The organism is Kitasatospora sp. NPDC058478, from assembly GCF_042720345.1.
Taxonomy (GTDB): Bacteria; Actinomycetota; Actinomycetes; order Streptomycetales; family Streptomycetaceae; genus Kitasatospora.
In genome coordinates, this window is sequence record NZ_JBHXML010000048.1 from 13143 (window position 1) to 36708 (window position 23566).

General features: G+C 74.1%; 17 protein-coding genes. 13 read left to right on the forward strand and 4 right to left on the reverse strand.

What is annotated here, in order from left to right; translation table 11 throughout:
• Positions 1–3 precede the first annotated feature (3 nt).
• Positions 4–1170, reverse strand: coding sequence for an SAM-dependent methyltransferase (locus ACFWPT_RS25400; protein WP_380484470.1), 1167 nt, complete (start codon positions 1168–1170; stop codon positions 4–6).
• 285 nt (positions 1171–1455) lie between these two features.
• On the opposite strand from ACFWPT_RS25400, the gene groES reads away from it, so the two are divergent.
• The 3 genes from groES (at position 1456) to ACFWPT_RS25415 (ending at position 4629) form a co-directional block, all read left to right on the forward strand.
• A complete protein-coding gene (gene groES / locus ACFWPT_RS25405; RefSeq protein ID WP_014136232.1) occupies positions 1456–1761 on the forward strand; it encodes a co-chaperone GroES in 306 nt (101 codons plus the stop codon).
• Positions 1762–1877: 116 nt separating this feature from the next.
• Positions 1878–3503: a chaperonin GroEL gene (gene groL / locus ACFWPT_RS25410; protein WP_363369284.1), complete on the forward strand. Its 1626-nt coding sequence runs from the start codon at positions 1878–1880 to the stop codon at positions 3501–3503.
• Positions 3504–3633: 130 nt separating this feature from the next.
• On the forward strand, positions 3634–4629 hold the full coding sequence (locus ACFWPT_RS25415) for a LysR family transcriptional regulator (protein WP_063348996.1): 996 nt from the start codon (positions 3634–3636) through the stop codon (positions 4627–4629).
• An 89-nt stretch (positions 4630–4718) separates the two neighbouring features.
• On the opposite strand, the gene ACFWPT_RS25420 is transcribed toward ACFWPT_RS25415, so the two are convergent.
• Positions 4719–5045 (reverse strand): WhiB family transcriptional regulator, encoded by a 327-nt coding sequence (locus ACFWPT_RS25420; protein WP_063348997.1) that lies wholly within the window; start codon positions 5043–5045, stop codon positions 4719–4721.
• Positions 5046–5605: 560 nt separating this feature from the next.
• Here ACFWPT_RS25420 and ACFWPT_RS25425 point away from each other — a divergent pair.
• From ACFWPT_RS25425 to ACFWPT_RS25440, 4 genes are all read left to right on the forward strand, one after another.
• Positions 5606–6217, forward strand: a complete 612-nt coding sequence (locus tag ACFWPT_RS25425; RefSeq protein ID WP_014136228.1) for a response regulator transcription factor — start codon at positions 5606–5608, stop codon at positions 6215–6217.
• Between the two features lie 338 nt (positions 6218–6555).
• Positions 6556–7272 carry an RNA polymerase sigma factor ShbA gene (shbA, locus tag ACFWPT_RS25430; protein WP_079135824.1) on the forward strand — a complete coding sequence of 239 codons (717 nt, stop codon included), beginning with the start codon at positions 6556–6558 and terminating at the stop codon, positions 7270–7272.
• Between the two features lie 285 nt (positions 7273–7557).
• Positions 7558–9060: an IMP dehydrogenase gene (gene guaB / locus ACFWPT_RS25435; protein WP_063348998.1), complete on the forward strand. Its 1503-nt coding sequence runs from the start codon at positions 7558–7560 to the stop codon at positions 9058–9060.
• Between the two features lie 190 nt (positions 9061–9250).
• The gene (locus tag ACFWPT_RS25440; RefSeq protein ID WP_063348999.1) at positions 9251–10378 is read left to right on the forward strand and encodes a GuaB3 family IMP dehydrogenase-related protein; all 1128 of its coding nucleotides are present in this window, start codon (positions 9251–9253) and stop codon (positions 10376–10378) included.
• A 65-nt stretch (positions 10379–10443) separates the two neighbouring features.
• Here ACFWPT_RS25440 and ACFWPT_RS25445 read toward each other — a convergent pair whose 3' ends face one another.
• The gene (locus ACFWPT_RS25445) at positions 10444–11007 is read right to left on the reverse strand and encodes a hypothetical protein (protein WP_380484473.1); all 564 of its coding nucleotides are present in this window, start codon (positions 11005–11007) and stop codon (positions 10444–10446) included.
• A gap of 254 nt (positions 11008–11261) precedes the next feature.
• Between ACFWPT_RS25445 and ACFWPT_RS25450 the strand changes: the two genes are divergently transcribed.
• Positions 11262–13247 (forward strand): protein kinase, encoded by a 1986-nt coding sequence (locus ACFWPT_RS25450; RefSeq protein WP_380484475.1) that lies wholly within the window; start codon positions 11262–11264, stop codon positions 13245–13247.
• Positions 13248–13257: 10 nt separating this feature from the next.
• On the opposite strand, the gene ACFWPT_RS25455 is transcribed toward ACFWPT_RS25450, so the two are convergent.
• A complete protein-coding gene (locus tag ACFWPT_RS25455; RefSeq protein ID WP_380484477.1) occupies positions 13258–13800 on the reverse strand; it encodes an SHOCT domain-containing protein in 543 nt (180 codons plus the stop codon).
• 57 nt (positions 13801–13857) lie between these two features.
• Here ACFWPT_RS25455 and ACFWPT_RS25460 point away from each other — a divergent pair, with 57 nt between their 5' ends.
• From ACFWPT_RS25460 to ACFWPT_RS25480, 5 genes are all read left to right on the forward strand, one after another.
• Complete coding sequence (locus ACFWPT_RS25460; protein ID WP_380484479.1) at positions 13858–14970, forward strand: protein kinase; 1113 nt, start codon at positions 13858–13860, stop codon at positions 14968–14970.
• A 160-nt stretch (positions 14971–15130) separates the two neighbouring features.
• The gene (locus tag ACFWPT_RS25465; protein WP_380484481.1) at positions 15131–16882 is read left to right on the forward strand and encodes a serine/threonine-protein kinase; all 1752 of its coding nucleotides are present in this window, start codon (positions 15131–15133) and stop codon (positions 16880–16882) included.
• A gap of 86 nt (positions 16883–16968) precedes the next feature.
• Positions 16969–18600, forward strand: coding sequence for a succinic semialdehyde dehydrogenase (locus ACFWPT_RS25470; RefSeq protein ID WP_380426835.1), 1632 nt, complete (start codon positions 16969–16971; stop codon positions 18598–18600).
• A 150-nt stretch (positions 18601–18750) separates the two neighbouring features.
• Entirely contained in the window at positions 18751–20556 is a 1806-nt protein-coding gene (locus ACFWPT_RS25475) for a GMC oxidoreductase (protein WP_380484484.1), read from the forward strand.
• 215 nt (positions 20557–20771) lie between these two features.
• Positions 20772–22517 carry a hypothetical protein gene (locus ACFWPT_RS25480; RefSeq protein ID WP_380484486.1) on the forward strand — a complete coding sequence of 582 codons (1746 nt, stop codon included), beginning with the start codon at positions 20772–20774 and terminating at the stop codon, positions 22515–22517.
• Positions 22518–23566 lie beyond the last annotated feature (1049 nt).

Genomic DNA, 23566 nt, shown 5'->3' on the forward strand with positions numbered 1-23566 from the left:
GCCTCAGGCGGGCCGGCCGAGCATCATCAGCGGCCCGTTGTCGGTGCGGCTGAGGATCACCGTGACGGCGTTCGGCCCGGAGGGCTTGAGCTGGCGGCGCAGCTCCTCCGGGGTGATCGCCATCCCGCGCTTCTTGATCACCACCGTGCCGACCCCGCGCTCGCGCAGCAGCGCCTTCAGCCGCTTGATGTGGAACGGCAGCACGTCGGTGAGCTCGAAGGCGTGCGCGTACGGGGTGGCGACCAGCCGGTCCGAGGTGAGGTAGGCGATCTTCGGGTCGATCAGCCGGCCGCCCACCTGCTCGGCCACCTCGGCCACCAGGTGGGCCCGGATCACCGCGCCGTCCGGCTCGTACAGGTAGCGCCCGACCGGGCCGGCCGGCGGGTCGGGCAGGTCGCCGCCGGTGAGGCTGGCGGCCTGCGGCAGCAGGGTGGCGCGGTGCGGGCGGGCGGCCCCGGTGCCGAACCAGAGCACCGCCTCCTTCACGTCGCCGTGGTCGGAGACCCACTCCGCCTCGGCGTCGGCCGGGACGGCCTCGTGCGGGATTCCCGGGGCCACCTTCAGCGCGCCGATCGGGGTCCGGCGGCCGGCCTCGATCGCCCAGGAGAGCGGCGGGGCGTACGCCTCCGGGTCGAACACCCGGCCGCGCGCCGTGCGCCGCGCCGGGTCGGTGAACACCGCGTCGTAGCCGGTGACGTCCACCTCGGCGACGTCCGCGCAGCGCACCCGGACCAGGTCGGTCAGGCCCAGCGCGGCCGCGTTGGCGGCGGTGGCGGCGCAGGCCGCCGGGTCCTTGTCGACGGCCAGCACCTCGATCCCGGCCCTGGCCAGCGCCAGCACGTCCCCGCCGATGCCGCAGCACAGGTCGGCCAGCCGGCGGACGCCCAGCTCGGCGAAGCGGCGCGCCCGCCACTCGGCCACGCTGCGCCGGGTGGACTGCTCGACGCCGTTGGGCGTGAAGTACATCAGGTCGGCGTCCGCCCCGAACTTCGCCCGCGCCCGCTGCCGCAGCCGGGCCTGCCCGAAGGCCGCCGAGACCAGCTCGGCCGGGTGCTCCCGCCGCAGCCTGGTGGCCAGCGCCAGCTCCTCCTCGGGCGTGAACTCGCGCAGTTCGGCGAGCAGGGCCTGGCCCTCGGGGGTCAGCAGGGGCTGGAGGTTCTCGGTGTCCACGGGGCCATTCTGGCGGGTTGGCCGCCCCACCGGCTCCGACGGTGCCGGCGCGGTGGGGCGGGGCGGTCGCACGGGAGTACGGCTGCGCGCCCGCGGTTCGGGACGCCAGGGCGCGCCGTTGGCACTCTGGTTGACTGAGTGCTAACACCGGCCTATGGTCGTCCTTGGCACTCCCCACTGGGGGAGTGCTAACGCGAAGACGTGTGCCTGACCCCCGCGACGGCAGGCCCGCAGGTTCGCTCCTACCCGTTAGAAACCCCGTAATCTCCGAAGGGGAGCTCGGACGTGACCACCAGCAGCAAGGTTGCCATCAAGCCGCTTGAGGACCGCATCGTGGTCCAGCCGCTCGACGCCGAGACCACCACGGCCTCCGGCCTGGTTATCCCGGACACCGCCAAGGAGAAGCCCCAGGAGGGCGTCGTCCTGGCCGTCGGCCCGGGTCGCTTCGAGGACGGCCAGCGTCTGCCGCTCGACGTCGCCGTCGGTGACATCGTCCTGTACTCGAAGTACGGCGGCACCGAGGTGAAGTACCAGGGCGAGGAGTACCTGGTTCTCTCCGCTCGCGACGTTCTCGCCATCATCGAGAAGTAAGTCGTTCCGACCCGCCCCGGATCCGTGTCCCAAGTGACAGGGGCCCGGGGCGTGGTTGTTGGTTCACGTAGTCCGGCGGCCGGTGGGCCGGCCGAAGCCCCGAGGGAATAGGGAACATGGCGAAGATCCTGCAGTTCAACGAGGACGCCCGCCGCTCGCTGGAGCGCGGTGTCAACAAGCTGGCCGACACCGTCAAGGTGACCATCGGCCCCAAGGGCCGCAACGTCGTCATCGACAAGAAGTTCGGCGCCCCGACCATCACCAACGACGGTGTCACCATCGCCCGTGAGGTCGAGCTGGACGACCCGTACGAGAACCTTGGCGCGCAGCTCGTCAAGGAGGTCGCCACCAAGACCAACGACGTCGCGGGTGACGGCACCACCACCGCCACCGTGCTGGCCCAGGCCCTGGTCAACGAGGGTCTGCGCAACGTCGCCGCCGGTGCCGGCCCGGCCGCCCTGAAGAAGGGCATCGACAAGGCCGTCGCCGCCGTCTCCGAGCACCTGCTCTCGGTGGCCCGCGAGATCGAGGGCAAGGACGACGTCGCCGCCGTCGCGTCCCTCTCCGCCCAGGACACCCAGGTCGGCGAGCTGATCGCCGAGGCGATCGACAAGGTCGGCAAGGACGGTGTCATCACCGTCGAGGAGTCGAACACCTTCGGCGTGGAGCTGGACTTCACCGAGGGCATGCAGTTCGACAAGGGCTACCTGTCGCCGTACTTCGTCACCGACGCGGAGCGGCAGGAGGCGGTCCTGGAGGACCCGTACATCCTGATCAACCAGGGCAAGATCTCCTCCATCCAGGAGCTGCTGCCGCTGCTGGAGAAGATCCTCCAGGGCGGTGCCTCCCGGCCGCTGCTGATCATCGCCGAGGACGTCGACGGCGAGGCGCTGTCCACCCTCGTGGTGAACAAGATCCGCGGCACCTTCAACGCGGTCGCCGTCAAGGCCCCGGGCTTCGGCGACCGCCGCAAGGCGATCCTCGGCGACCTGGCCACCCTGACCGGCGGCACGGTCATCTCCGAGGAGGTCGGCCTCAAGCTCGACCAGGTCGGCGTGGACGTGCTGGGCACCGCCCGCCGCGTGACCATCACCAAGGACGAGACCACCGTCGTCGACGGTGCCGGTGACACCGAGGCCGTGGCCGGCCGCGTCGCCCAGATCAAGGGTGAGATCGCCGCCACCGACTCCGACTGGGACCGCGAGAAGCTGCAGGAGCGCCTGGCCAAGCTGGCCGGCGGCGTCTGCGTCATCAAGGTCGGCGCCGCCACCGAGGTGGAGCTGAAGGAGCGCAAGCACCGCCTGGAGGACGCCATCTCGGCGACCCGTGCCGCGGTCGAGGAGGGCATCGTCGCCGGTGGCGGCGCCTCCCTGGTGCACGCCGCCAAGGTGCTGGACGGCGGCCTGGGCCTGTCGGGTGACGAGGCGACTGGTGTCGCGGTGGTCCGCAAGGCGCTGCACGAGCCGCTGCGCTGGATCGCCCAGAACGCCGGCCTGGAGGGCTACGTCATCACCTCCAAGGTCGCCGAGCTGGAGATCGGCCAGGGCTTCAACGCGGCCACCGGCGAGTACGGCGACCTGGTGAAGGCCGGCGTCATCGACCCGGTCAAGGTCACCCGCTCCGCGCTGGAGAACGCGGCCTCGATCGCCTCCCTGCTGCTCACCACCGAGACCCTCGTGGTGGAGAAGAAGGAAGAGGAGACCGAGGGTGGCCACGGCCACGGTCACGGCCACTCGCACTGACGCCTGACGGTCGACCGGAGGCCCGGCCGCGCCCCTCGGGGTGCGGCCGGGCCTCCGGCGTGTCCGGCGTTTGAGGCTTCAATCATCAGTAGAATTTTGCCATTGGCAAAGATTGCCTTATAACTAAGGCATGATCGAGGCCCGTCACCTGCGCGTCCTGCGTGCTGTCGCCCGCACCGGCTCCTTCTCCGCCGCCGCCCGCGAGCTGGGCTGTACGCAGCCCGCCATCAGCCAGCAGATGAAGGCCCTGGAGAAGTCGGTGGACACCCCGCTGGTGGTCCGCTGCGGCCGGGGCATGCAGCTCAGCGAGGCGGGGCGGGTGCTGCTCAAGCACGCCACCGGGATCCTGGCCGGGCTCTCCGCCGCCGAGGAGGAGATCGCCGCGATCGCCGGGCTGCGGGCCGGCCGGGTGCGGCTGGTCTCCTTCCCGACCGCGAGCTCCACCCTGGTGCCGCCCGCGGTCGCCCGGCTGCGGGACAGCCATCCGGGGGTGCGCGTGTCGCTGGTCGAGGCGGAGCCGCCGGAGTCGCTGGCGATGCTGCGCGGCGGCGAGTGCGAGATCGCGTTGGCCTTCCGCTACCCGCAGTCCGACGGCGGCGCCGCGCTGCCGGCGCCTGCGCACGGGACGCCGCGCGAGGCGCGGGCCGAGGCCAACCTGGAGGCGCAGCAGCTGAGTGCCGGCTCCGACTGGTCCGATCTGGTGGTCACCCCGCTGCTGGACGACCCGCTGGTGGGCCTGCTGCCCGCCGCGCACCGGCTGGCGGGGCGCGGCAGGCCGGTGGAGCTGGCCGAGCTGGCGGGGGAGCAGTGGATCGCGGGCTGCCCGCAGTGCCGGGGGCACCTGGTGGAGCTGTGTGCGGCGGCGGGCTTCGAGCCCCGGATCGACTTCGCGACCGACGACTATCCGGCGGTGGTCGGCCTGGTGGCGGCCGGACTGGGGGTGGCGGTGCTGCCCCGGCTGGCGTTGCAGTCGGTGCGCCCGGACGGGGTGTCGACGGTGCCGGTGCGGACGGCCGCGGGGGCGCCGGCGGTGCGGCAGGTGGTCGCGCTGACCCTGCCGGATCTGGCCGAGGTGCCGGCCGTGGCGCTGATGCTGGAGCGGCTGGCGGGGTCGGCCGGGCGCTGACCTCTGGGGCCTGAGCGTTCTGGACCGGGCTTGAACAGCCCGAAACGCCGCGAGGAAACGTTTCTTCACGGCGCGCCGTGGAGGCGGGGTTAGCGCCGCGCGATCGCCGGCGGGGTCAGCGGGACCTCCACCAGCCGGTGCCGCGAACGCCCCAGCATCTCCTCGCGCTCGTCCTCGGTCATCCCGCCCCAGACGCCGTACGGCTCGCGGACCGCCAGCGCGTGCGCCGCGCACTCGGTGATCACCGGGCAGCGCATGCAGACCTCCTTGGCACTGGCCTCGCGTGAACTCCGCGCGGCCCCGCGTTCGCCCTCGGGGTGGAAGAAGAGCGAACTGTCCACGCCACGGCAGGCTGCGGAGAGCTGCCAGTCCCAGAGGTCCGCGTTGGGGCCTGGGAGGCGGGAGAAATCTGCCATGGCTCATTCCCTTCAGAGGCTCGTCGGCCGTGGGCCGGCGCTCAGCGGGCTGCTGCTGGGCGGCGCGGCGGGCGTCGATGCACTGGTGTGGACACCTGGAAATATGACTTACGGCAACTCCATGGACAAGTCACCCACAGAGTGGCACAACAGTCAATGACCATACGAAAGCTATAAAAACGGGCAAAGTGGGCAAGGGGTTCGGCGGGCGCGGGCGTGGCATTCGGGTGGCCGACGGGCGCGCGACACTCCGCACCGGTGTGCGGGTCGTGCGCCCACCGCGCGCGAGCTGGGCAAAAGTGCGGCGTGTGCACCGCGATGCGGCTGATCGGTAATGGGTTGGCCACGTACAGTGGTGGAGATGGCCCCGAAGGCCGTAACTCATTCGAGTGACGGTCGTTGGAAGTGCGGAGGCGGTTAGCGGGCGCCGGACGTCGGGAACGATCGCGGGGAATTTGAGGCGATCAGCACGGACTCTGTCGCCGATCGGCCGTGTCGGAGAGGTTCGTACCAGCCAGGAGGCTCAACGTGACGCGGATCAGCTGCGGAGGACGACGGTCATGACTTCCGTTCTCGTTTGCGACGATTCCCCGCTCGCCCGCGAGGCGCTTCGCCGCGCGGTCGCGACCGTACCCGGTGTGGACCGGGTCACCACCGCGACGAACGGGGAGGAGGTCCTCCGCCGCTGGGTGGCCGACCGCTCCGATCTCGTTCTGATGGACGTCCGGATGCCCGGCCTCGGCGGGGTCGAGACGGTCCGGCGGCTGCTGTCCGCCGATCCGGGCGCGCGGATCATCATGCTCACCGTCGCCGAGGACCTCGACGGGGTCGCGCTCGCGGTGGCCGCGGGCGCCCGCGGGTACCTGCACAAGGACGCCTCGCGCGCCGAACTGCGGGCCACCGTCACCCAGGCCCTCGCCGACCCGACCTGGCGGCTCGCCCCGCGCCGGCTGCGCAGCCCCGACATGGGCGCGGCGCCCACGTTGACGGCGCGTGAGATCCAGGTGCTGGAGGGCATGAGCCACGGCCGCAGCAACGCCGAGATCGGCCGCGAGCTGTTCCTGTCCGAGGACACCGTCAAGACCCACGCCCGACGGCTGTTCAAGAAGCTCGGGGCCTCCGACCGCGCGCACGCGGTGGCGCTGGGTTTCCGCTGGGGCCTGGTCCGCTGACCGCCGGTGGCGCCGCCGGCTGCGGCGCGCCGCCGGCGGTTCCCGGGACGGGCGCCGTCCGGGCGTGTGACGTTACGGTCCCGAGGTTGCACCATGGAGTAGTGGAGCACCTCGGGGACCAGCGGACAGGCACTGCGGCGAACCACACGGCCGCAGCACATTCGGCGGACGGCGCGAAGGACGGGACCACCGACGGCGGCGGGGCGGGAGGCGGCACGGTGCAGGAGGGGCCGGTGGTGCGCGGCGGCACGCCGTACGGCACCGCAGCGCATAACGTTCCGGTGCACAACTCCGGACGCGGTGCCGCGTTTTCCCGCGCGACCAGGCACCATGGACCGATGCGTGACGACGTCGCCGGTGCGGCCGGCCAGGCGGACCCGGTGGAGGCCGAGCCCTCCGGCCCGGGTGGCGATCCGTCGTACGCCGACCCCGGCGGCCCCGGCGCGGTGCCCGGCCCCGGTCGACCGCCGGTGCTCGGCGCGGGCGGCTCCCCGCTGGTGGGCGAGCTCGTCGCGGCCGCCGTCCGCGGTGAGGGCCCGGCCATCGACGCCCTGCTCGCCTACGTCCATCCGCTGGCGCTGCGCTACTGCCGCGGCCGGCTCGTGCGGCTGCCCGGCGGCGCCCGGCACCACGTGGACGACGTCGCGCAGGAGGTCTGCGTCGCGGTGCTGTGCGCGCTGCCCCGGTACAAGGACCAGGGGCGGCCGTTCGAGGCCTTCGTCTACGGCATCGCCGCACACAAGATCGCCGATCTGCAGCGGGCCGCGATGCGCGGGCCCGGCTCGACGGTCGTCCCGCAGGACGACCTGCCGGAGGTGCCGGACGAGGCGCTCGGCCCGGAGGAGCAGGCGCTGCTGAGCAGCGACGCGGCCTGGGCCAAGGAACTGCTCTCCAACCTGCCGGCCCGTCAGCGCGAACTGGTGCTGCTGCGGGTGGCCGCCGGGCTCTCGGCGGAGGAGACCGGCGAGGTGCTGGGGATGTCCCCGGGCGCCGTCCGGGTGGCCCAGCACCGGGCGCTCAGCCGGCTGCGGGCGCTCGCGGAGGAGTCCTCCTAGGTCCTGACCGGCAAGATCGGCCGGACAGGACCTAAGTCCTGACCGGCCGGAATGAGCCACGGGGGGCCGGTGTTGTCAAGGGCACACGAGGACACATTCGCCGTGCCAGTACCATGGGGTATCGGCGCCTGGGCGGGTTGCCAAAGTTTCGCGGGTGCGCGCGGGGTTCCCCTGGAGGTTCCTCCAAAACCACCCGGCTTCGGCGGTCTGCTGCGAGTGAGCGATGAACGCGCCCCACCCTCAGGGCGTGAGCGGAATAGGCCGGCCACGGAAGGTACCCCCCAAATGTCTTACAACGCCGCAGGCGTACCCGAGAAGTTCGCCATGCTCGGGCTCACGTTCGATGACGTCCTGCTGCTGCCCGGGGCTTCCGCGGTGCTGCCGAACCAGGTCGACACCTCCTCGCGGGTCTCCCGGAACGTGCGCGTCAACATCCCGCTGCTCTCCGCCGCGATGGACAAGGTCACCGAGGCGCGGATGGCGATCTCGATGGCCCGCCAGGGCGGCGTCGGTGTGCTGCACCGCAACCTGTCGGTCGAGGACCAGGCCAACCAGGTCGACCTGGTGAAGCGCTCCGAGTCCGGCATGGTCACCGACCCGATCACGGTCGGCCCGAACACCACGCTGGCCGAGGCCGACGCGCTGTGCGCCAAGTTCCGCATCTCCGGCGTGCCGATCGCGGACGAGGCCGGCAAGCTGCTCGGCATCGTCACCAACCGTGACATGGCCTTCGAGTCGGACCGCAGCCGCCAGGTCCGCGAGATCATGACCCCGATGCCGCTGATCACCGGCAAGGTCGGCATCTCCGGGGTGGACGCGATGGCGCTGCTGCGCCGCCACAAGATCGAGAAGCTGCCGCTGGTCGACGACGAGGGCCGGATCAAGGGCCTGATCACCGTCAAGGACTTCGTCAAGGCCGAGCAGTACCCGAACGCCGCCAAGGACGCCGAGGGTCGTCTGCTGGTCGGTGCCGCCGTCGGTGCCAGCGCCGAGGCGTTCGACCGGGCCCAGGCCCTGGTCGAGGCCGGTGCGGACTTCCTGGTCGTGGACACCTCGCACGGCCACAGCCACAACGCGCTGGCCTGGATCGGGAAGATCAAGTCGGCCGTCGGGATCGACGTGGTCGGCGGCAACGTGGCCACCCGTGACGGCGCCCAGGCGCTGATCGACGCCGGCGTGGACGGCGTCAAGGTCGGCGTCGGCCCCGGCTCCATCTGCACCACCCGCGTGGTCGCCGGCATCGGCGTCCCGCAGATCACCGCCATCTACGAGGCCGCGGTGGCCTGCCAGGCGGCCGGCGTGCCGGTCATCGGCGACGGCGGCCTGCAGTACTCCGGCGACATCGGCAAGGCGCTGGCCGCCGGCGCCGACACCGTGATGCTGGGCTCGCTGCTGGCCGGCTGCGAGGAGTCCCCGGGTGAGCTGATGTTCATCAACGGCAAGCAGTTCAAGTCCTACCGCGGCATGGGCTCGCTGGGCGCGATGCAGTCCCGCGGCCAGGGCCGCTCGTACTCCAAGGACCGCTACTTCCAGGCCGAGGTGGCCTCGGACGACAAGCTCGTCCCCGAGGGCATCGAGGGCCAGGTGCCCTACCGCGGCCCGCTGTCGGCCGTGCTGCACCAGCTGGTCGGCGGCCTGCGCCAGACCATGGGCTACGTCGGCGCCGCCACCATCGCCGAGATGGAGAGCAAGGGCCGCTTCGTCCGGATCACCTCGGCGGGCCTCAAGGAGAGCCACCCGCACGACATCCAGATGACCGTCGAGGCGCCGAACTACTCCAACCGCTGAGTCCGCGCTTCCCAAGGGCCCGTCGCCGCACCGCGGCGCCGGGCCCTTCGGCGCGCCCGGGGGCGGGGACGGGCCGCCGGGGGCGGGCCCCGCGCCCCGGAGGCGAGCGCGCGAGGCAACCGGGGTGCGGGATACTGGGGGCGGCCGGGGTGACCCGGCGGGCATGAGCAACAAACCAGAAGGGCTCGAAGTGACTGAGATCGAGATCGGGCGAGGCAAGCGCGGCCGACGGGCGTACTCCTTCGACGACATCGCCGTCGTCCCCAGCCGCCGTACCCGGGACCCGAAGGAGGTCTCGATCGCCTGGCAGATCGACGCCTACCGCTTCGAGCTGCCGTTCCTGGCCGCCCCGATGGACAGCGTGGTCTCGCCGCAGCAGGCCATCGCCATCGGCCGCCTCGGCGGCCTCGGCGTGCTGAACCTCGAAGGCCTCTGGACCCGCTACGAGGACCCGCAGCCGCTGCTCGACGAGATCGCCACGATCACCGACGAGGCCGCCGCGACCCGCCGCCTCCAGGAGATCTACGCCGCGCCGATCCGCGCCGAGCTGATCAAGCAGCGGATCCAGGAGGTCCGCGACTCCGGTGTGGTCACCGCCGCCGCGCTCTCGCCGCAGCGCACCGCCGAGTTCTCCAAGGCCGTCGTGGACGCCGGCGTCGACGTCTTCGTCATCCGCGGCACCACCGTCTCGGCCGAGCACGTGTCCAGCGGCGCGGAGCCGCTCAACCTCAAGCAGTTCATCTACGAGCTGGACGTCCCGGTGATCGTCGGCGGCTGCGCCACGTACACCGCGGCCCTGCACCTGATGCGCACCGGCGCGGCCGGCGTGCTGGTCGGCTTCGGCGGCGGCGCCGCCCACACCACCCGGGGCGTCCTCGGCATCCAGGTGCCGATGGCCACCGCCGTCGCCGACGTGGCCGCCGCCCGCCGGGACTACATGGACGAGTCCGGCGGCCGCTACGTGCACGTGATCGCGGACGGCGGCGTCGGCTACAGCGGCGACATCCCGAAGGCCGTCGCCTGCGGCGCCGACGCGGTGATGATCGGTGCCGCGCTGGCCCGCGCCACCGACGCGCCCGGCAAGGGCTTCCACTGGGGCATGGAGGCCGTCCACGAGGAGCTGCCGCGCGGCAAGCGGGTGGACCTCGGCACCGTCGGCACCACCGAGGAGATCCTGACCGGTCCCTCGCACACCCCCGACGGCACCATGAACCTGTTCGGCGCGCTGCGCCGCGCGATGGCCACCACCGGCTACACCGAGCTCAAGGAGTTCCAGCGGGTCGAGGTGACCGTCAACCCGGCGCTCAACCACCGCTGAGACGCGTCGTGGTGAAGGCCCCCGTCGGTTCCGCCGGCGGGGGCCTCGGGCTGTCCGGACCGGCGTCAGCCGCGGTTGGCGGTGCGGCGGGTGAGGAGGAAGCCGCCGACCAGGGCGATGCCGTAGAAGGCGAGGTCGAGCGCGCGCAGCTCGGCGCGCCAGTGTGCCAGGGCGTCGTGCGGCAGTCCGCGCGGGCCGGGGCCGGCCGCGTGCACCCGGCGGAGCTGGCCGGTCAGCTGGCCGAGCAGCAGCGCGCAGGCCGCGAGCAGCGCGCCGAGCAGCGGCAGCACCCGGCTGCGGCCGCCGAGCCGGCCGAGCGGTAAGGCGACCAGGGCGGCGAGGGCGATGGCCAGCCAGCCGAGGCTGTCCGCGGCCCGGGCCGGCGCGCAGCCGTAGGCCAGGCCGCCGAGCAGCATGGCGAGGACGGCGAGGGTGACCGCCAGGGCGGTGCGGCGGCGCGGGCCCGTCCGGTGGGAGCGGACGGTGGGGACGTATCCGGCCACCGGGACACCGGGCATACCGGGCGCGACGTAGCCCTCGGGGGAATCCAGGGTGGGTGTGACCGAGTAGTGCTGGGCGGTGCGCGGCCGGCCCGACTGGCCGTCAGCGCCCGGTGCGGGTGCGGTCATGGGCGTCGGATCCCCCCGGAAAGACGATGAGCTGCCGAACGGTAGCAGCGCCCCGGCCAGATCTTGGCGAGTTTTCGATCACAGATCGGGCACGGAGCGCCGAGCCCGATCCGGTACGCCCCGGATCGGGTGCGGGGGTCGGGTGGTCCCGGCCCCCGGGGACAGGGGATGATGGAGACTTGGGCGTTCGGGCCTGAGGCCGGGCCGACACGCCGTCACCACGACCGCCAGCAGCACATGGGGGAACGTTCCGAATGACCCAGGCGCAGGGTTCCACCGGCCGCCTCCTGGCCGGCCGCTACCGGCTGAACGGCGTGCTCGGGCGCGGCGGCATGGGCACCGTCTGGCGCGCCGAGGACGAGATGCTGGGGCGGACCGTCGCGGTCAAGGAACTGCGGATGAACGCCAGCGTCGAGGAGGAGGAGAAGCACCGGCTGATCGTCCGGACGCTGCGCGAGGCCAAGGCCACCGCGCGGATCCGGCACAACTCGGCGGTCACCGTCTTCGACGTGGTCGACGAGGACGACCGGCCGTGGATCGTCATGGAGCTGGTCGAGTCCCGCTCGCTGGCCGACGTCATCCGGGAGGACGGGCCGCTGGCCCCCGCCCGGGCCGCCGAGATCGCGCTCGACGTGCTCGGCGTGCTGAGCGCCGCGCACGCGCTGGGCATCCTGCACCGGGACGTCAAGCCGTCCAACGTGCTGATCGGCGACGACGGCCGGGTCGTGCTCACCGACTTCGGCATCGCCAGCGTGGAGGGCGACGCCTCGGTCACCTCCACCGGCATGCTGGTCGGCGCCCCCTCGTACATATCCCCGGAGCGGGCCCGCGGGCAGAAGCCCGGGCCGCCGGCCGACCTGTGGTCGCTGGGCGGCACGCTGTACGCGATGGTCGAGGGCCGGCCGCCGTACGACCGGGGCTCGGCGCTGGCCACCCTGACCGCGGTGATGACCGAGGAGCTGACCGCCCCGGTGAACGCCGGGGCGCTGCAGCCGGTGATCGAGGGGCTGCTCGCCAAGGACCCGGCCGAGCGGCTGGACGCCTCGCAGACCCGGTCGATGCTGAAGCGGGTCGTCGCGGAGGCCACCTCGAAGGCCGAGTCGACCACCGTGCACGCGCTGCCGGTCGAGAGTCCGGCCGCCGCCGCGGAGCCCGAGGAGGCCCCGGCCGAGGCCGAGGAGGGCCGCAAGCGGTCCATCGGGGGGCTGCTGGGGACGGTCCGGGTGGGCAGCCGGGCCAAGGACGAGGAGCCCGCCGCCGTGGCGGAGCCCGTCGTGGAGCCGGCGCCCGAGCCCGCCTCGCCGTCCTCGGACGTGGCGTCGGGCTCGGCTTCGGGTCCGCTCGCGGCGTCGGGTTCGGCTCCGGCGGCCGAGCCGATCCGGCCGGTGACCAGCGAGTGGACCCTGGGCGCCACGCAGGCGGCCGGCGCCGACCCGCGCAACGGACGGCGGCGGCTGGCCGTCGTCACCGTGGTGCTGGTCCTGCTGCTGATCGCCGGGGTGGTCGCGGTGCTCCAGGCCGTCGGCAACGGGGACGACTCGTCGGCGAACGGCGCGGGCGCCACCTCGTCGGTCTCGACCAGCTCCGAGGCCGGGCCGAGCGGGACCCCGGCCGCCTCCGTTCCGGCGGCGGAGCCGGAGCCGGGCACCGACAAGCCCGCCCCGGACAAGCCGGCCACCGACACACCGGCCCCCGACAAGCCGGCCGACACGCCCGGCCCCTCTGCGGCGAACCCGCCGGCCGCCGGCGCGCCCGCCACCACCCCCGCGCAGAGCCCGACCCCGCCGGGGGCCGCCGTCCCGGCCGGTTACCACGAGTACAAGGACCCGACCGGCTTCTCGGTCGTCCTGCCGGACTGGCTCCAGCCGGCCGGTTCGGAGGGCGTCCGCCGGATCTTCAAGGGCAACGGCAGTACCCTGACCATCGAGTGGACCACCACCCCCGGCCCCAGCGCCGTCGCCGACTGGCAGGACTCCGAGCCGGGCCTGCGTTCGAAGGTCACCAACTACCAGCGGGTCAACCTGGCCGCGATCAACTACCGGCAGTGGAGCAACGCGGCCGACTGGGAGTGGATCAGCGGCACGCCGCGCACGCACTCGCTCAACCGGGGCTTCGTCACCGGGAACCCGGCCAAGTACGGCTACGCGATCTACTGGATCACCCCGGACGCGGACTGGGGTGCCCCGGCCAACTCCCAGGCCCGGGACACGGCCTTCGCCAGCTTCCAGCCCGCGCCGTAGGGCGCTAGGCCTAGCCGATCAGGCGGGCCTTGGCCCGGGTGAACTCCTCGTCGGTGAGCGCGCCGGAGGCGTGCAGGGCGGCCAACCGCTCAAGCTGGCCGAGGAGTTGGTCGCCCGCGCTGAGGTCGGCGGGGGCGGTGTCGGCCGCCGGCCCGGCGGCCGACGCGGCCTTGCGGGCGAGCCGGGCGGCCTCCCGGAGCTGCTCGGCGAAGACGTCGGCCTTGGCCACGTCCTCGAACCGGTGCGAGCCGGTCAGTGCGACGATCGTGAGCACGTCGCCGTTGAGCTTGGTCCTGGCCACGGTCGCGTCCGTGACCGCCGTAAGCGGAACCGGGACCGGCGGTTTACCGTCCTTGAGAAAGAGCAGTCGGTGGGTGGTGAGAACGAGCACGCCCTTGCGGAAGTGGTCGGGATGGCGCCCGGCCGTCGAGGCGACCGGATTCTCGCCGTCGATGACGACCGCCTCCACCGTGCGCACGGCCTCGGCCTGATTGGCTTGGCTGTTGTTTCCCGCCACCTTGAAGGCGGTGTCGATCAGATCGGTCCAGTCCATGGGACCGAGCGTAAAGGAGCCGCTCAGTAGGCTGCTCGGCGAGCGAGAGGAACTGGCATGCGAGGCGGCCCGGAGCAGTTGCTGGCGGGGCGGTACCGGCTGACGGACCGTCCCGAACTCCTGCGGGCCCTGGCGGTGGACGACCGCACCGGGGAGTCCGTGCTGCTGCGAGCCCTGGAGCTGCCGGCGCTGCTGACCACCGGTCAGGACCTGGACGGCGAGGTGCCCGCGCACGCCGACCGGCTGGTCCGCCGGGTGGCGGCGGTCGGCTCGGCCGCGCCGACCGGGCACCCCCGGCTGCTGCGCGGGCTCGGTGCCTTCGTCGAGGGCGAACTGCTGTGGACGGTGGAGGAGCGGTCGGGCGCCATGACGCTGGCGGACCTGGCGGCGGTCGGACCGGTGCCGCCCTACCGGGCGGCGGAGCTGGCGGCGGACCTGGCCGGCGCGCTGCGGGCGCTGCACGAGGACGGACTCGTCCACGGCAACCTGACCGCCGAGTCCGTGCTGGTCTGCGAGGACGGCGCGGCGATGCTCGGCGGGCTGCTGTCCGGGGTGGCGCAGGAGGCGCTGGCCGAGGACCTCGGGGGCCCGGGCGGGCGCCGCCGGTACGAGGTGCGGGCCACCCTGGTCGGCCCGGTGGCGGAGCGCTGGCCGCTGGACGGCGGCCCGGCGGGCGACTGCTGGGCGCTCGGGGTGCTGGTGCAGCGGCTGGTCACCGGCCGCTCGCCGTTCCCGGACGGTGGCGTGCCGGAGCTGGTGTCGGCGGTCCGGGACGGGCGGCGGGAGCCTGCGGCGGCCTGCGGGCCGCTGGCGCCGCTGGTCGAGCGGCTGCTGCAGCCCGACCCCTCGCTGCGGCCGACCGCCGAGGAGGCCCGCCGGGAGTTGGCGGCGCTGCTCGCGGGCGCGCCGGAGCCGGTCGACGAGGAGTGGGCGGCGCGGGCGCTGGTGCTGAGACCGGAGGCCCCGCTGGTGCGGCGCCGGCGGGGGCGGGGTGGTGGACGAGGGCGGTCGGAGGTGGTCGTGGGCGCGAACGCCGGGGCGGGCGCCGGGCGGCCGGACGAGGTGCGGCCGCCGCGGATACCTCCGGCGCTGTTCGGCCCGCTGCTGGTGGGGGGCGTGTTCCTGCTGCTGGTGCTCGGGGTGGCCGCGGTGGTGCTGTTCGCAGGCTGACGGCCCCGGAGTGTCCCGGACCGTCGGTCCGACGGGTGAGCGTGATTACCGGGGCTGGCAAGGTGCGCCTAATGTGTGCGTGGGATTTGTTCGAACAGTGGTCTGCACCAGGCCCTCCGTCGCTGTGACGGCAGACGGATGTGAGGGGGAGTGGTCGCCGATGGGCGTGCAGGACCGGCCGGAGACGGCCGAGACGGAGCGGCTGCTGGCCGGGCGGTACGAGCTGGGCGACCGGCTCGGCCGCGGCGGGATGGGGACCGTCTGGCGGGCCTGGGACCGGATGCTGAACCGCGAGGTCGCGGTGAAGGAACTGACCGTCAACCACCTGCCCGAGGACGAGCTGCAGATCCTGCACGCCCGGATGAAGCGGGAGGCCAGCGCGGCCGCCCGGATCAAGCACCCCGGCGTGATCACGGTGCACGACGTGCTGGAGCAGGACGGCCGGCCGTGGATCGTGATGGAGCTGGTCGACGGCCGCTCGCTGGCCGACGTGATCAGCCAGGACGGCACCCTGCAGCCGCGCGCCGTCGCCGAGGTCGGCAGCCAGGTGCTCGCCGCACTGCACCGCGGCCACCAACTCGGCGTCCTGCACCGCGACGTGAAGCCGGCCAACGTGCTGCTGGAGCGCGGCACCGGGCGGGTGGTGCTGCTGGACTTCGGCATCGCGACGTACGAGGGCTCGGCCGAACTGACCCGGCCGGGTGACCTGGTCGGCTCGCCGGACTACCTGGCGCCGGAGCTCGCCCAGGGCGAGCGGCCCGGGCCGGCCTCCGACCTGTGGGGCCTCGGGGCGACGCTGTACGCCGCGGTGGAGGGCCAGTCGCCGTTCCGCCGGACCTCGCCGATCACCACGCTGGCCGCCGTGGTGGGCGAGCCGCTGCCGGAGCCGGTCCGGGCCGGGCCGCTGGGCCCGGTGCTGGCCGCGCTGATGGCCAAGGACCCGGCCGAGCGACCGAACGCGGACGAGGCCGCCCGGATGCTGGCCGAGGTGCAGGCCGGGCACACGATCGGCCTGAAGCCGGTCGCGCCGCTGCGCGCGCCCACCCAGTCGGTGCCGGTGGTGGACCGCAGCGAGCGCCCGGCGGCGGAGGAGGACCCCGAGGAGGAGGACGCGCCGGGGGCGACGGCGGCGGAGGCCGAGGAACCGACCGGGGCGCGCTCGGGGGCCGTTCCGGACACCACCGGGGGCGTGGCCGCCGAGGCGGCAGCGCCCACCGCCGAGGTCGCGCCGGTGGCGCACCCCGTCACGCCCGCGCGCGGGCCGGCCAAGCGCCGCAGCACCCTGAAGATCGTCGTGATCGCGGTGGCCGTCGGCCTGCTGGCGGCCGGCGCGACCTTCCTCGCCACCCGGCACACCACCACCGGGCACGTCGCCGCCTCCACGGCCGACGATCCCGTCCCGACCGCCTCCGTCAGCCCGGACCCGACCAGTGACGCCAGCCCGGGACCGGCGGCGCCCAACGGCTACCACTGGGTCGACGACCCGGCCGGCTTCCGCTTCCCGCTGCCCTCGGTCAGCCCGGCCTGGCAGCGCAGTGCCACGCCCGACAACCAGGTCTACTACAGCCCCGACAACAAGGTGCACTACCTGCAGTTCGCGGTCACCGTCGGCCAGTCGGTCAAGCCGCTGGAGCACCTGCGGCAGATGGAGGCCACCGTCTCCAAGAACCTGAAGGACTACAAGCAGCACAAGATGACCGGCGTCGCGGTGAACGGTCACGAGGCGGCCGTCTGGGAGTTCAGCTACCTCGCCAAGGAGGGTGGCCGGCGCCGGGCGGTCGAGGCCGAGTTCATCGACGACGACGGCACCAGCTACGCGATCTACTCGTCCAGCCCGGACCGGGGCAACGAGTGGAACGAGGCGGAGCAGCGCTTCAACGCGGTGCTGCACTACTTCACGCCGACCCGCTGACCGGGGGCGCCCGCTCCGCCCGGCCGCGGCAGATTCTTGTTACCGACGGGTACCGGACCGGCCGCCGAGCGCCTAGGCTGCGCCGTATGTCGGACCTCACAGCAGGCGCAGCGGCCACCGAACACCCCGCGACCGGGAACCCGCCCGCCCCCGGCGGGGGCCGGACCGTCGCGGCGGCCGTCCCGCCGTCCCTGGTCGCCCGGTTGGCCGCCGGCGTCACCGCCACCGGCGAGCCCAGCCTGGTGGAGACCGTCGCCCCGCTGACCGGCGAGCGGCTGGCGAGCCTGCCGCAGTCCACCCCGGCCGACGTCGAGGTCGCCTTCGAACTGGCCCGCCGCGCCCAGCCGGCCTGGGCCGCGCTGCCGGTGCGCCGCCGCGCGGCCGTCCTGCTGCGCTTCCACGACCTGCTGCTCAAGCGGCAGGACGAGGTGCTGGACCTCGTCCAGGCCGAGACCGGCAAGGCCCGGCTGCACGCCTTCGAGGAGGTGCTGGCCACCGCCATGGCCGCCCGGCACTACGGGCGGGCCGCGCACGGCTACCTCCGGGACAAGCGGCGCGGCGGGGCGCTGCCGGTGCTCACCCACGCGGTCGAGGCCCGCCGGCCCAAGGGCGTGATCGGCCACATCTCGCCCTGGAACTACCCGCTGGAGCTGTCCGTCGGCGACGTCCTGCCCGCCTTCGCGGCCGGCAACGCCGTGGTCAACAAGCCGGACACGCAGACCGCGCTGACCGCGCTGTGGGCCCGCGAGCTGCTGATCGAGGCCGGGCTGCCGGCCGACCTGTGGCAGGTCGTGCTCGGCGACGGCCCGGTGATCGGCCCCGCCGTGGTGGAGCACGCCGACTACGTCTCGTTCACCGGCTCCACCCGCACCGGCCGCGAGGTCGCCCAGCGCGCCGCCGCCCGGCTGGTCGGCGCCTCGCTCGAACTCGGCGGCAAGAACGCCATGCTGGTCCTCGCCGACGCCGACCTCGACCGGGCCGCCGCGGGCGCCGTGCGGGCCTGCTTCTCCTCCGCCGGGCAGCTGTGCATCTCGATCGAGCGGCTGCTGGTGCACCGCTCGGTGGCCGACGACTTCCTGGAGCGCTTCGCCGCCCGCACCCGGGCGCTGCGCCTCGGCGGCGGCCTCGCCTACGGCGCCGACATGGGCTCGCTGGTCTCCGTCCGCCAGCTGGAGACCACCACCCGGCACGTGGAGGAGGCGGTCAAGGCGGGCGCCACCGTGCTGGCCGGCGGCCGGGCCCGGCCCGACCTCGGCCCGTACTTCTTCGAGCCGACCATCCTCGACGGGGTGACCCCGGACATGGCGGTCTGCGGCGAGGAGACCTTCGGCCCGGTCGTCTCCGTCTACCGCTTCGACACCGACGACGAGGCGGTGGCCGCCGCCAACTCCACGCCGTACGGCCTGAACTCCAGCGTCTGGACCAGGGACACCCGGCGCGGCCGGGCGGTCGGGGCCCGGCTGCGCACCGGCACGGTCAACGTCAACGAGGCCTACGCGGCCGCGTACGGCTCGATCGGCTCGCCGATGGGCGGCATGGGCGACTCCGGGCTCGGCCGCCGCCACGGTGCCGAGGGCATCCTGCGCTTCACCGAGGCGCAGACCGTCGCGACCCAGCGGCTGATGCCGATCGCGCCCTCGTTCGGCCTGGACGACCGGCAGTTCGCCGCGGTGATGACCGGCGGGCTGCGGGTGCTGAAGGCGCTGCGGTTCAAGTAGCCGTCCCGGACCGGGGGTCCAAGCAGCCTTCCCGGCCCGGGGGTTCGCCCCCGTGGTCGGAGCCGGCCCGGCCGGTGGTCCGATCCGCCCGTCCTGTAACCAGGTTCGCCCGTCCCGTAGTCAGTTCGCGTCCCGAAGGAGCAGTGGCAGATGGTGGAGTCCGGCGGTGCGGCGGAGTTCGACTACGACGTGGTCGTGGTCGGCTCCGGCTTCGGTGGTTCGGTCGCCGCGCTGCGGCTGACCGAGAAGGGCTACCGGGTCGCCGTCCTGGAGGCCGGCCGGCGCTTCGAGCGGGACGAACTGCCCAGGAACTCCTGGGACCTGCCGAACTACCTGTGGGCGCCGAAGATCGGTCTCTACGGCATCCAGCGGATCCACCTGCTGGCCAACGTGCTGATCCTGGCCGGCGCCGGGGTCGGCGGCGGCTCGCTGAACTACGCCAACACCCTGTACGTGCCGCCGAAGGCCTTCTTCGAGGACCGACAGTGGCGCCACATCACCGACTGGCAGGAGGAGTTGGCGCCGTTCTACGACCAGGCGCAGCGGATGCTCGGGGTCCGGCTCAACCCGACCTTCACCCCCTCCGACGTGCACCTCAAGGCCGCCGCCGAGCAGATGGGGGTGGGCGACACCTTCCACATGGCGCCGGTCGGGGTCTTCTTCGGGGACGGCCAGGACGCCGGCGGCCGGGCCGAGGCGGCGCCCGGGGACGAGGTCGCCGACCCGTACTTCGGCGGCGCCGGGCCGGCCCGCAAGGCCTGCGTGGAGTGCGGCGAGTGCATGACCGGCTGCCGGCACGGAGCGAAGAACATGCTCACCGAGAACTACCTGCACCTGGCCGAGCGGGGCGGCGCCGAGATCCACCCGCTCACCACGGTGGCCCGGATCCGGGAGCTCCCCGGCGCCGACGGGAGCCGCGGCTACGCGGTGGACGTGCGCCGGACCGACTCCCGCTCCCGCACCGACCGGGTGAAGGCGGGCGCGCGGACCATCACCGCCGCCCGGGTGGTGGTCGCGGCCGGGACGTACGGCACCCAGTCGCTGCTGCACCGGATGCGTGACGGGGGGCACCTGCCCCGGATCTCCGGCCGGCTCGGCGAGCTGACCCGCACCAACTCCGAGGCGCTGGTGGGCGCGCAGACCACCGACCGGCGCTACGGCACCCGGGTGGACTTCACCAAGGGCGTGGCGATCACCTCCTCGATCCACCCGGACGCCAGCACCCACATCGAGCCGGTCCGCTACGGCAAGGGCTCCAACGCGATGGGCGCGCTGTCGATAGCCCAGGTCAAGGGCGGCGGACGGGCCCCGCGCTGGCTGCGCTACCTGGGTGGGTCGGTGCGCCACCCGGTGACCTTCGCCCGCTCGATGAACCAGCACCGCTGGTCCGAGAAGACGATCATCGGCCTGGTGATGCAGTCGCTGGACAACTCGATCACCGTCTCGCTGAAGAAGGACCTGCTCGGCAAGAGCCGGCTCACCTCCGCCCAGGGCCACGGCGCCCCCAACCCGACCTGGATCCCGGCCGCCGAACAGGGCGCCCAGGCGCTGGCCGAGCAGATCAACGGCTTCGCGGGCAGCAGCGCCGGCGAGATCTTCGACATCCCGATGACCGCCCACTTCCTCGGCGGCTGCCCGATCGGCGACGCCCCCGAGACCGGCGTGGTCGACCCCTACCACCGGCTGTACGGCCACCCGGGGATCAGCGTGGTCGACGGCGCGGCCGTCTCCGCCAACCTCGGGGTGAACCCCTCGCTGACGATCACCGCGCAGGCCGAGCGCGCCATGTCGATGTGGCCCAACAAGGGCGAGGCGGACCGCCGCCCGGCCCAGGGCGAGGCCTACCGGCGGGTCGCCCCGGTGGCGCCGGCCCGGCCGGCCGTCCCGGAGGACGCGTTCGGCGCGCTCCGACTGCCGCTGCTGCCCGTCCCGGAGGTCCCGAAGAAGCGCGGCTGAGCAGGCCCCGACGGGCCAACCCTCCCGGCCCGGTACCCGGTTGACATTCGTTCGGATCCGATGGGATAAACGGGCTTTCTGGGGGACCAGGAACTCGTCGAGCGGGGGGAAACCGGTCCATGGCCATCTGCGCATCGTGCGGCGCGGCATCGGTGGAAGGGGCGCCCGCGTGCGTCTCGTGCGGGCGGCCGCTGACGCCCCCGCCGACGGCCGCCATGCCCGCGGTACCTCCCGTCGTGCCGCCCGCCGTTCCGCCTGCCGTACCGCCCCCGCCGGCGTACGGTCCGCCGTCCGCCGCGCCCGGGTACCCGCCGCCGCCGCCTTCGCCGCCCGGCTACGGGCCGCCGCCGCCCGCGCCCGGCTACGGCCCGCCGCCCGGGTACGGCCCGGGCCACCCGCAGCCCGCCGGGCCGCCCACGCTGGGCAGTTGGGGCGCCGGGCAGCCGTACGACCCGCGGGCCGGCCGGCCGAACGTGCTGAGCCGGCTGGTCGGCGCGGACTGGCGCCCGGCGCTCCTGGTCGCCATCGCCCCGACCGCCGTGCTGCTGCTGGCGGCGCTGATCGTGGCGGTCCCGAGCGACTACCAGTACGCCTACCTGGTCCGGGCGCCCGGGTTCGGCGAGCGCTTCGGCGCCGCCCTGTCGATGGCGCTGAGCGCGCTCGGTGCGCCGTTCAAGCTCGGGTACACCACCGCGCTGCGACGCGGCGACGCGGCGGGCATGGACGCGCTGCTCCGGGCGGTGCCGCTGACGGTCACCGTGCTGTGGGCGCTGGCGCTCTGGCTCGGCCTGCGGACCGCGGCACGCCGCCGCCGGGCCGCCGGCCTCCAGCTCACCCGGGCCCAGGCCGCGGGCGAGGCGCTGCGCACCGCGGTGGTCCTGGCCGCGGTGACCGCGCTGCTCGGGCTGGCCGGCGGGACGTCCTGGGAGCCGCAGCGCACCGGCCTCGTCGGCCGCGCCCTCGGGGTGACGTACACCGTGGACTCCGGCTGGCTGGAGGCGACCGGCTGGACGGCCCTGCTCGCCGCGCTGACGGCCTTCGCCGTCCACGGCACCGACGCGCTGCGCTGGGCCGCCTGGCGCAGCCGGGCGGTGCGCGGCTGGGCGGTCGCCGCGCTCACGGCCGGCCGGGCGCTGGCACTGTCACTGGGCCTGGCCTCGGTGACGGGCTTCGTGCTGGTCGCCGTCAACAGCGACGAGGGCTGGCAGACCCCGGTCTCGGTGGCCTTCCTGCCCAACCTCGGCCTGGGCCTGCTCGGCCTGGGCTCGGGGGCGACCTTGCAGGCGTTCAACGGGGCGAGCGGCGGGGCGGGCGACGCGGCGGTCGCGATCGGCGGCGACTGGCAGGACACCCCCGACAGGGGGGAAATCTCCTTCTTCGACCTGCACGACCAGACCGCCGACTGGCGCTGGACCGGCCTGCTGGCCCTCGCCACGGCGGGCGTCCTCGGCTGGTCGGCGTACCGGCGGCGGCTGGACGCGGCCGACCGGCTCCGGCTGGCGGCCGTCCACGCCGTGGCGCTCACCGCGCTGATGGCGGTGGGCGGTGCGCTGATGACGACCTCGACGTCCTCGGCGGTCGCGGGGTGGGACACCTTCACCAACCAGACGGAGGTGTCCCGGGACACCTCGATCAACCTGGGCTTCGCCAGCGTGCTGGTGGCCAACCTGGTCTGGGCGGCGATCGGCGCGCTGCTGGTGCCGCCGCTGCTGGCGGCCGTCCGCGGCCGGGGCGCGGTGGCCCGCGAGGACGCCTACGGCGCTCCGCCGTACGGTGCGGTGCCGCACGGTGCGGTGCCGCCGCCGGGGGCGCCGTACGAGGCCGGGCCGGAGCCGCAGCCGTACGCCCCCGGGGCGGGGGTGGGCGACGTGGTCGGCTCGGACGACGCGCCGCTGGTGCCGCCGCCCGGGGCGTCGGCCGAGGAGCCGGTCGATCCGAGCGTCTGGCGCAAGCAGCCCTGAGCCGGGCAGCCGTGGGCGGAGCGGTCTGGGCGGAGCGGCCCTGAGCCGGGTGGCCCGGACAGGGCAAAGGGCCCCGCGGGGGAACGGGGCCCTTTGTCGCTCAGCACGCGGCGTCAGGGCTGCGCCGGTGCTGGGGGTGACGGCGCCGGGGGAGGGGCGCCGTCGGGTCGGTCGGCTTCGGGGTCGCGCCGTCGCGGCCCGGCGTGGGTGGCCGGTGGCGCGGGGCGCGCACGCTCGCGGTGCGGCGGGTCGGCGCGCAGGTCTGCGCCGGGCCTTCGCTCACGGAGCGTGAGGTGACGTACGGGGCTGCCGCCCAGTGCGGCGGCATCGGTCGGGGCCTCCACGGTGAGCCTGCCGGCCGCCGGGAGAACCGCTTCCACGCAGCATCGTGCTGGACGAAGGGCTTGCTCTGCAACCGATTCGGCACAGTTCGGCCCGGCGCATTTGGTGCGGGTGCCGACTCCCGGGTGTGGCCCGGGCGCGGGTGCAGGCCTCGTTCCGCCTTGTCGGGCGGTTGTGGGCAGGTGTCGACACGAGGCGTCGATGATCACGGTGCGTAGTGGTGTGGGTGGCTGCGGCGCACGGGGACGCGCGTAGCGGCGCGGGACGGGAAAGGGTGTGCGCCCGGGCGTGCCCGGCTCGCGACGGGGGTGCGACGACCGGCCCGGGCGTCCCCGGGGACCGGCCGTCCCACCTCTCGGTCCAGTCGCGGCCGGGGTCGCTGTCCCCTGCTGTCCGGCCGCGGCACCCGCGCACGGTCCCACGGCGCCGCACTTCCGGCGGGGCCGGGGCGGCGGCGCCACATGCGCCGGTGGACTGGGATGAAGCTCCACGCGTGGTCCTGCAAGTCCGTACGGCGGCGCCCCTGGCCGGGGCGAAGGCGGCGCGTCTGGCGGGCGCGGCGCGGTCGTACGGTCGTCTGAAGCAACGAAAGGCGGCCCCGCCCGGTCACGGTCGTTTGGACGGGCAGACGAGTGAAACCGGACAGCCCGGTAGAATCGGTGTCCAGACACCCCCACCCGTCGCCGCCGCGGCCCCCGCCGGGGAAG

Bases quoted from the DNA above. Each gene is read 5' to 3' on its own strand.
- ACFWPT_RS25465 (WP_380484481.1), top strand. From the start codon at position 15,131: ATGGGCGTGCAGGACCGGCCGGAGACGGCCGAGACGGAGCGGCTGCTG.
- ACFWPT_RS25450 (WP_380484475.1), top strand. From the start codon at position 11,262: ATGACCCAGGCGCAGGGTTCCACCGGCCGCCTCCTGGCCGGCCGCTAC.
- ACFWPT_RS25445 (WP_380484473.1), bottom strand. From the start codon at position 11,007: ATGACCGCACCCGCACCGGGCGCTGACGGCCAGTCGGGCCGGCCGCGC.
- ACFWPT_RS25420 (WP_063348997.1), bottom strand. From the start codon at position 5,045: ATGGCAGATTTCTCCCGCCTCCCAGGCCCCAACGCGGACCTCTGGGAC.
- ACFWPT_RS25475 (WP_380484484.1), top strand. From the start codon at position 18,751: ATGGTGGAGTCCGGCGGTGCGGCGGAGTTCGACTACGACGTGGTCGTG.
- ACFWPT_RS25425 (WP_014136228.1), top strand. From the start codon at position 5,606: ATGACTTCCGTTCTCGTTTGCGACGATTCCCCGCTCGCCCGCGAGGCG.
- guaB (WP_063348998.1), top strand. From the start codon at position 7,558: ATGTCTTACAACGCCGCAGGCGTACCCGAGAAGTTCGCCATGCTCGGG.
- ACFWPT_RS25455 (WP_380484477.1), bottom strand. From the start codon at position 13,800: ATGGACTGGACCGATCTGATCGACACCGCCTTCAAGGTGGCGGGAAAC.
- shbA (WP_079135824.1), top strand. From the start codon at position 6,556: ATGCGTGACGACGTCGCCGGTGCGGCCGGCCAGGCGGACCCGGTGGAG.
- ACFWPT_RS25415 (WP_063348996.1), top strand. From the start codon at position 3,634: ATGATCGAGGCCCGTCACCTGCGCGTCCTGCGTGCTGTCGCCCGCACC.
- ACFWPT_RS25470 (WP_380426835.1), top strand. From the start codon at position 16,969: ATGTCGGACCTCACAGCAGGCGCAGCGGCCACCGAACACCCCGCGACC.
- ACFWPT_RS25480 (WP_380484486.1), top strand. From the start codon at position 20,772: ATGCCCGCGGTACCTCCCGTCGTGCCGCCCGCCGTTCCGCCTGCCGTA.
- ACFWPT_RS25460 (WP_380484479.1), top strand. From the start codon at position 13,858: ATGCGAGGCGGCCCGGAGCAGTTGCTGGCGGGGCGGTACCGGCTGACG.
- groL (WP_363369284.1), top strand. From the start codon at position 1,878: ATGGCGAAGATCCTGCAGTTCAACGAGGACGCCCGCCGCTCGCTGGAG.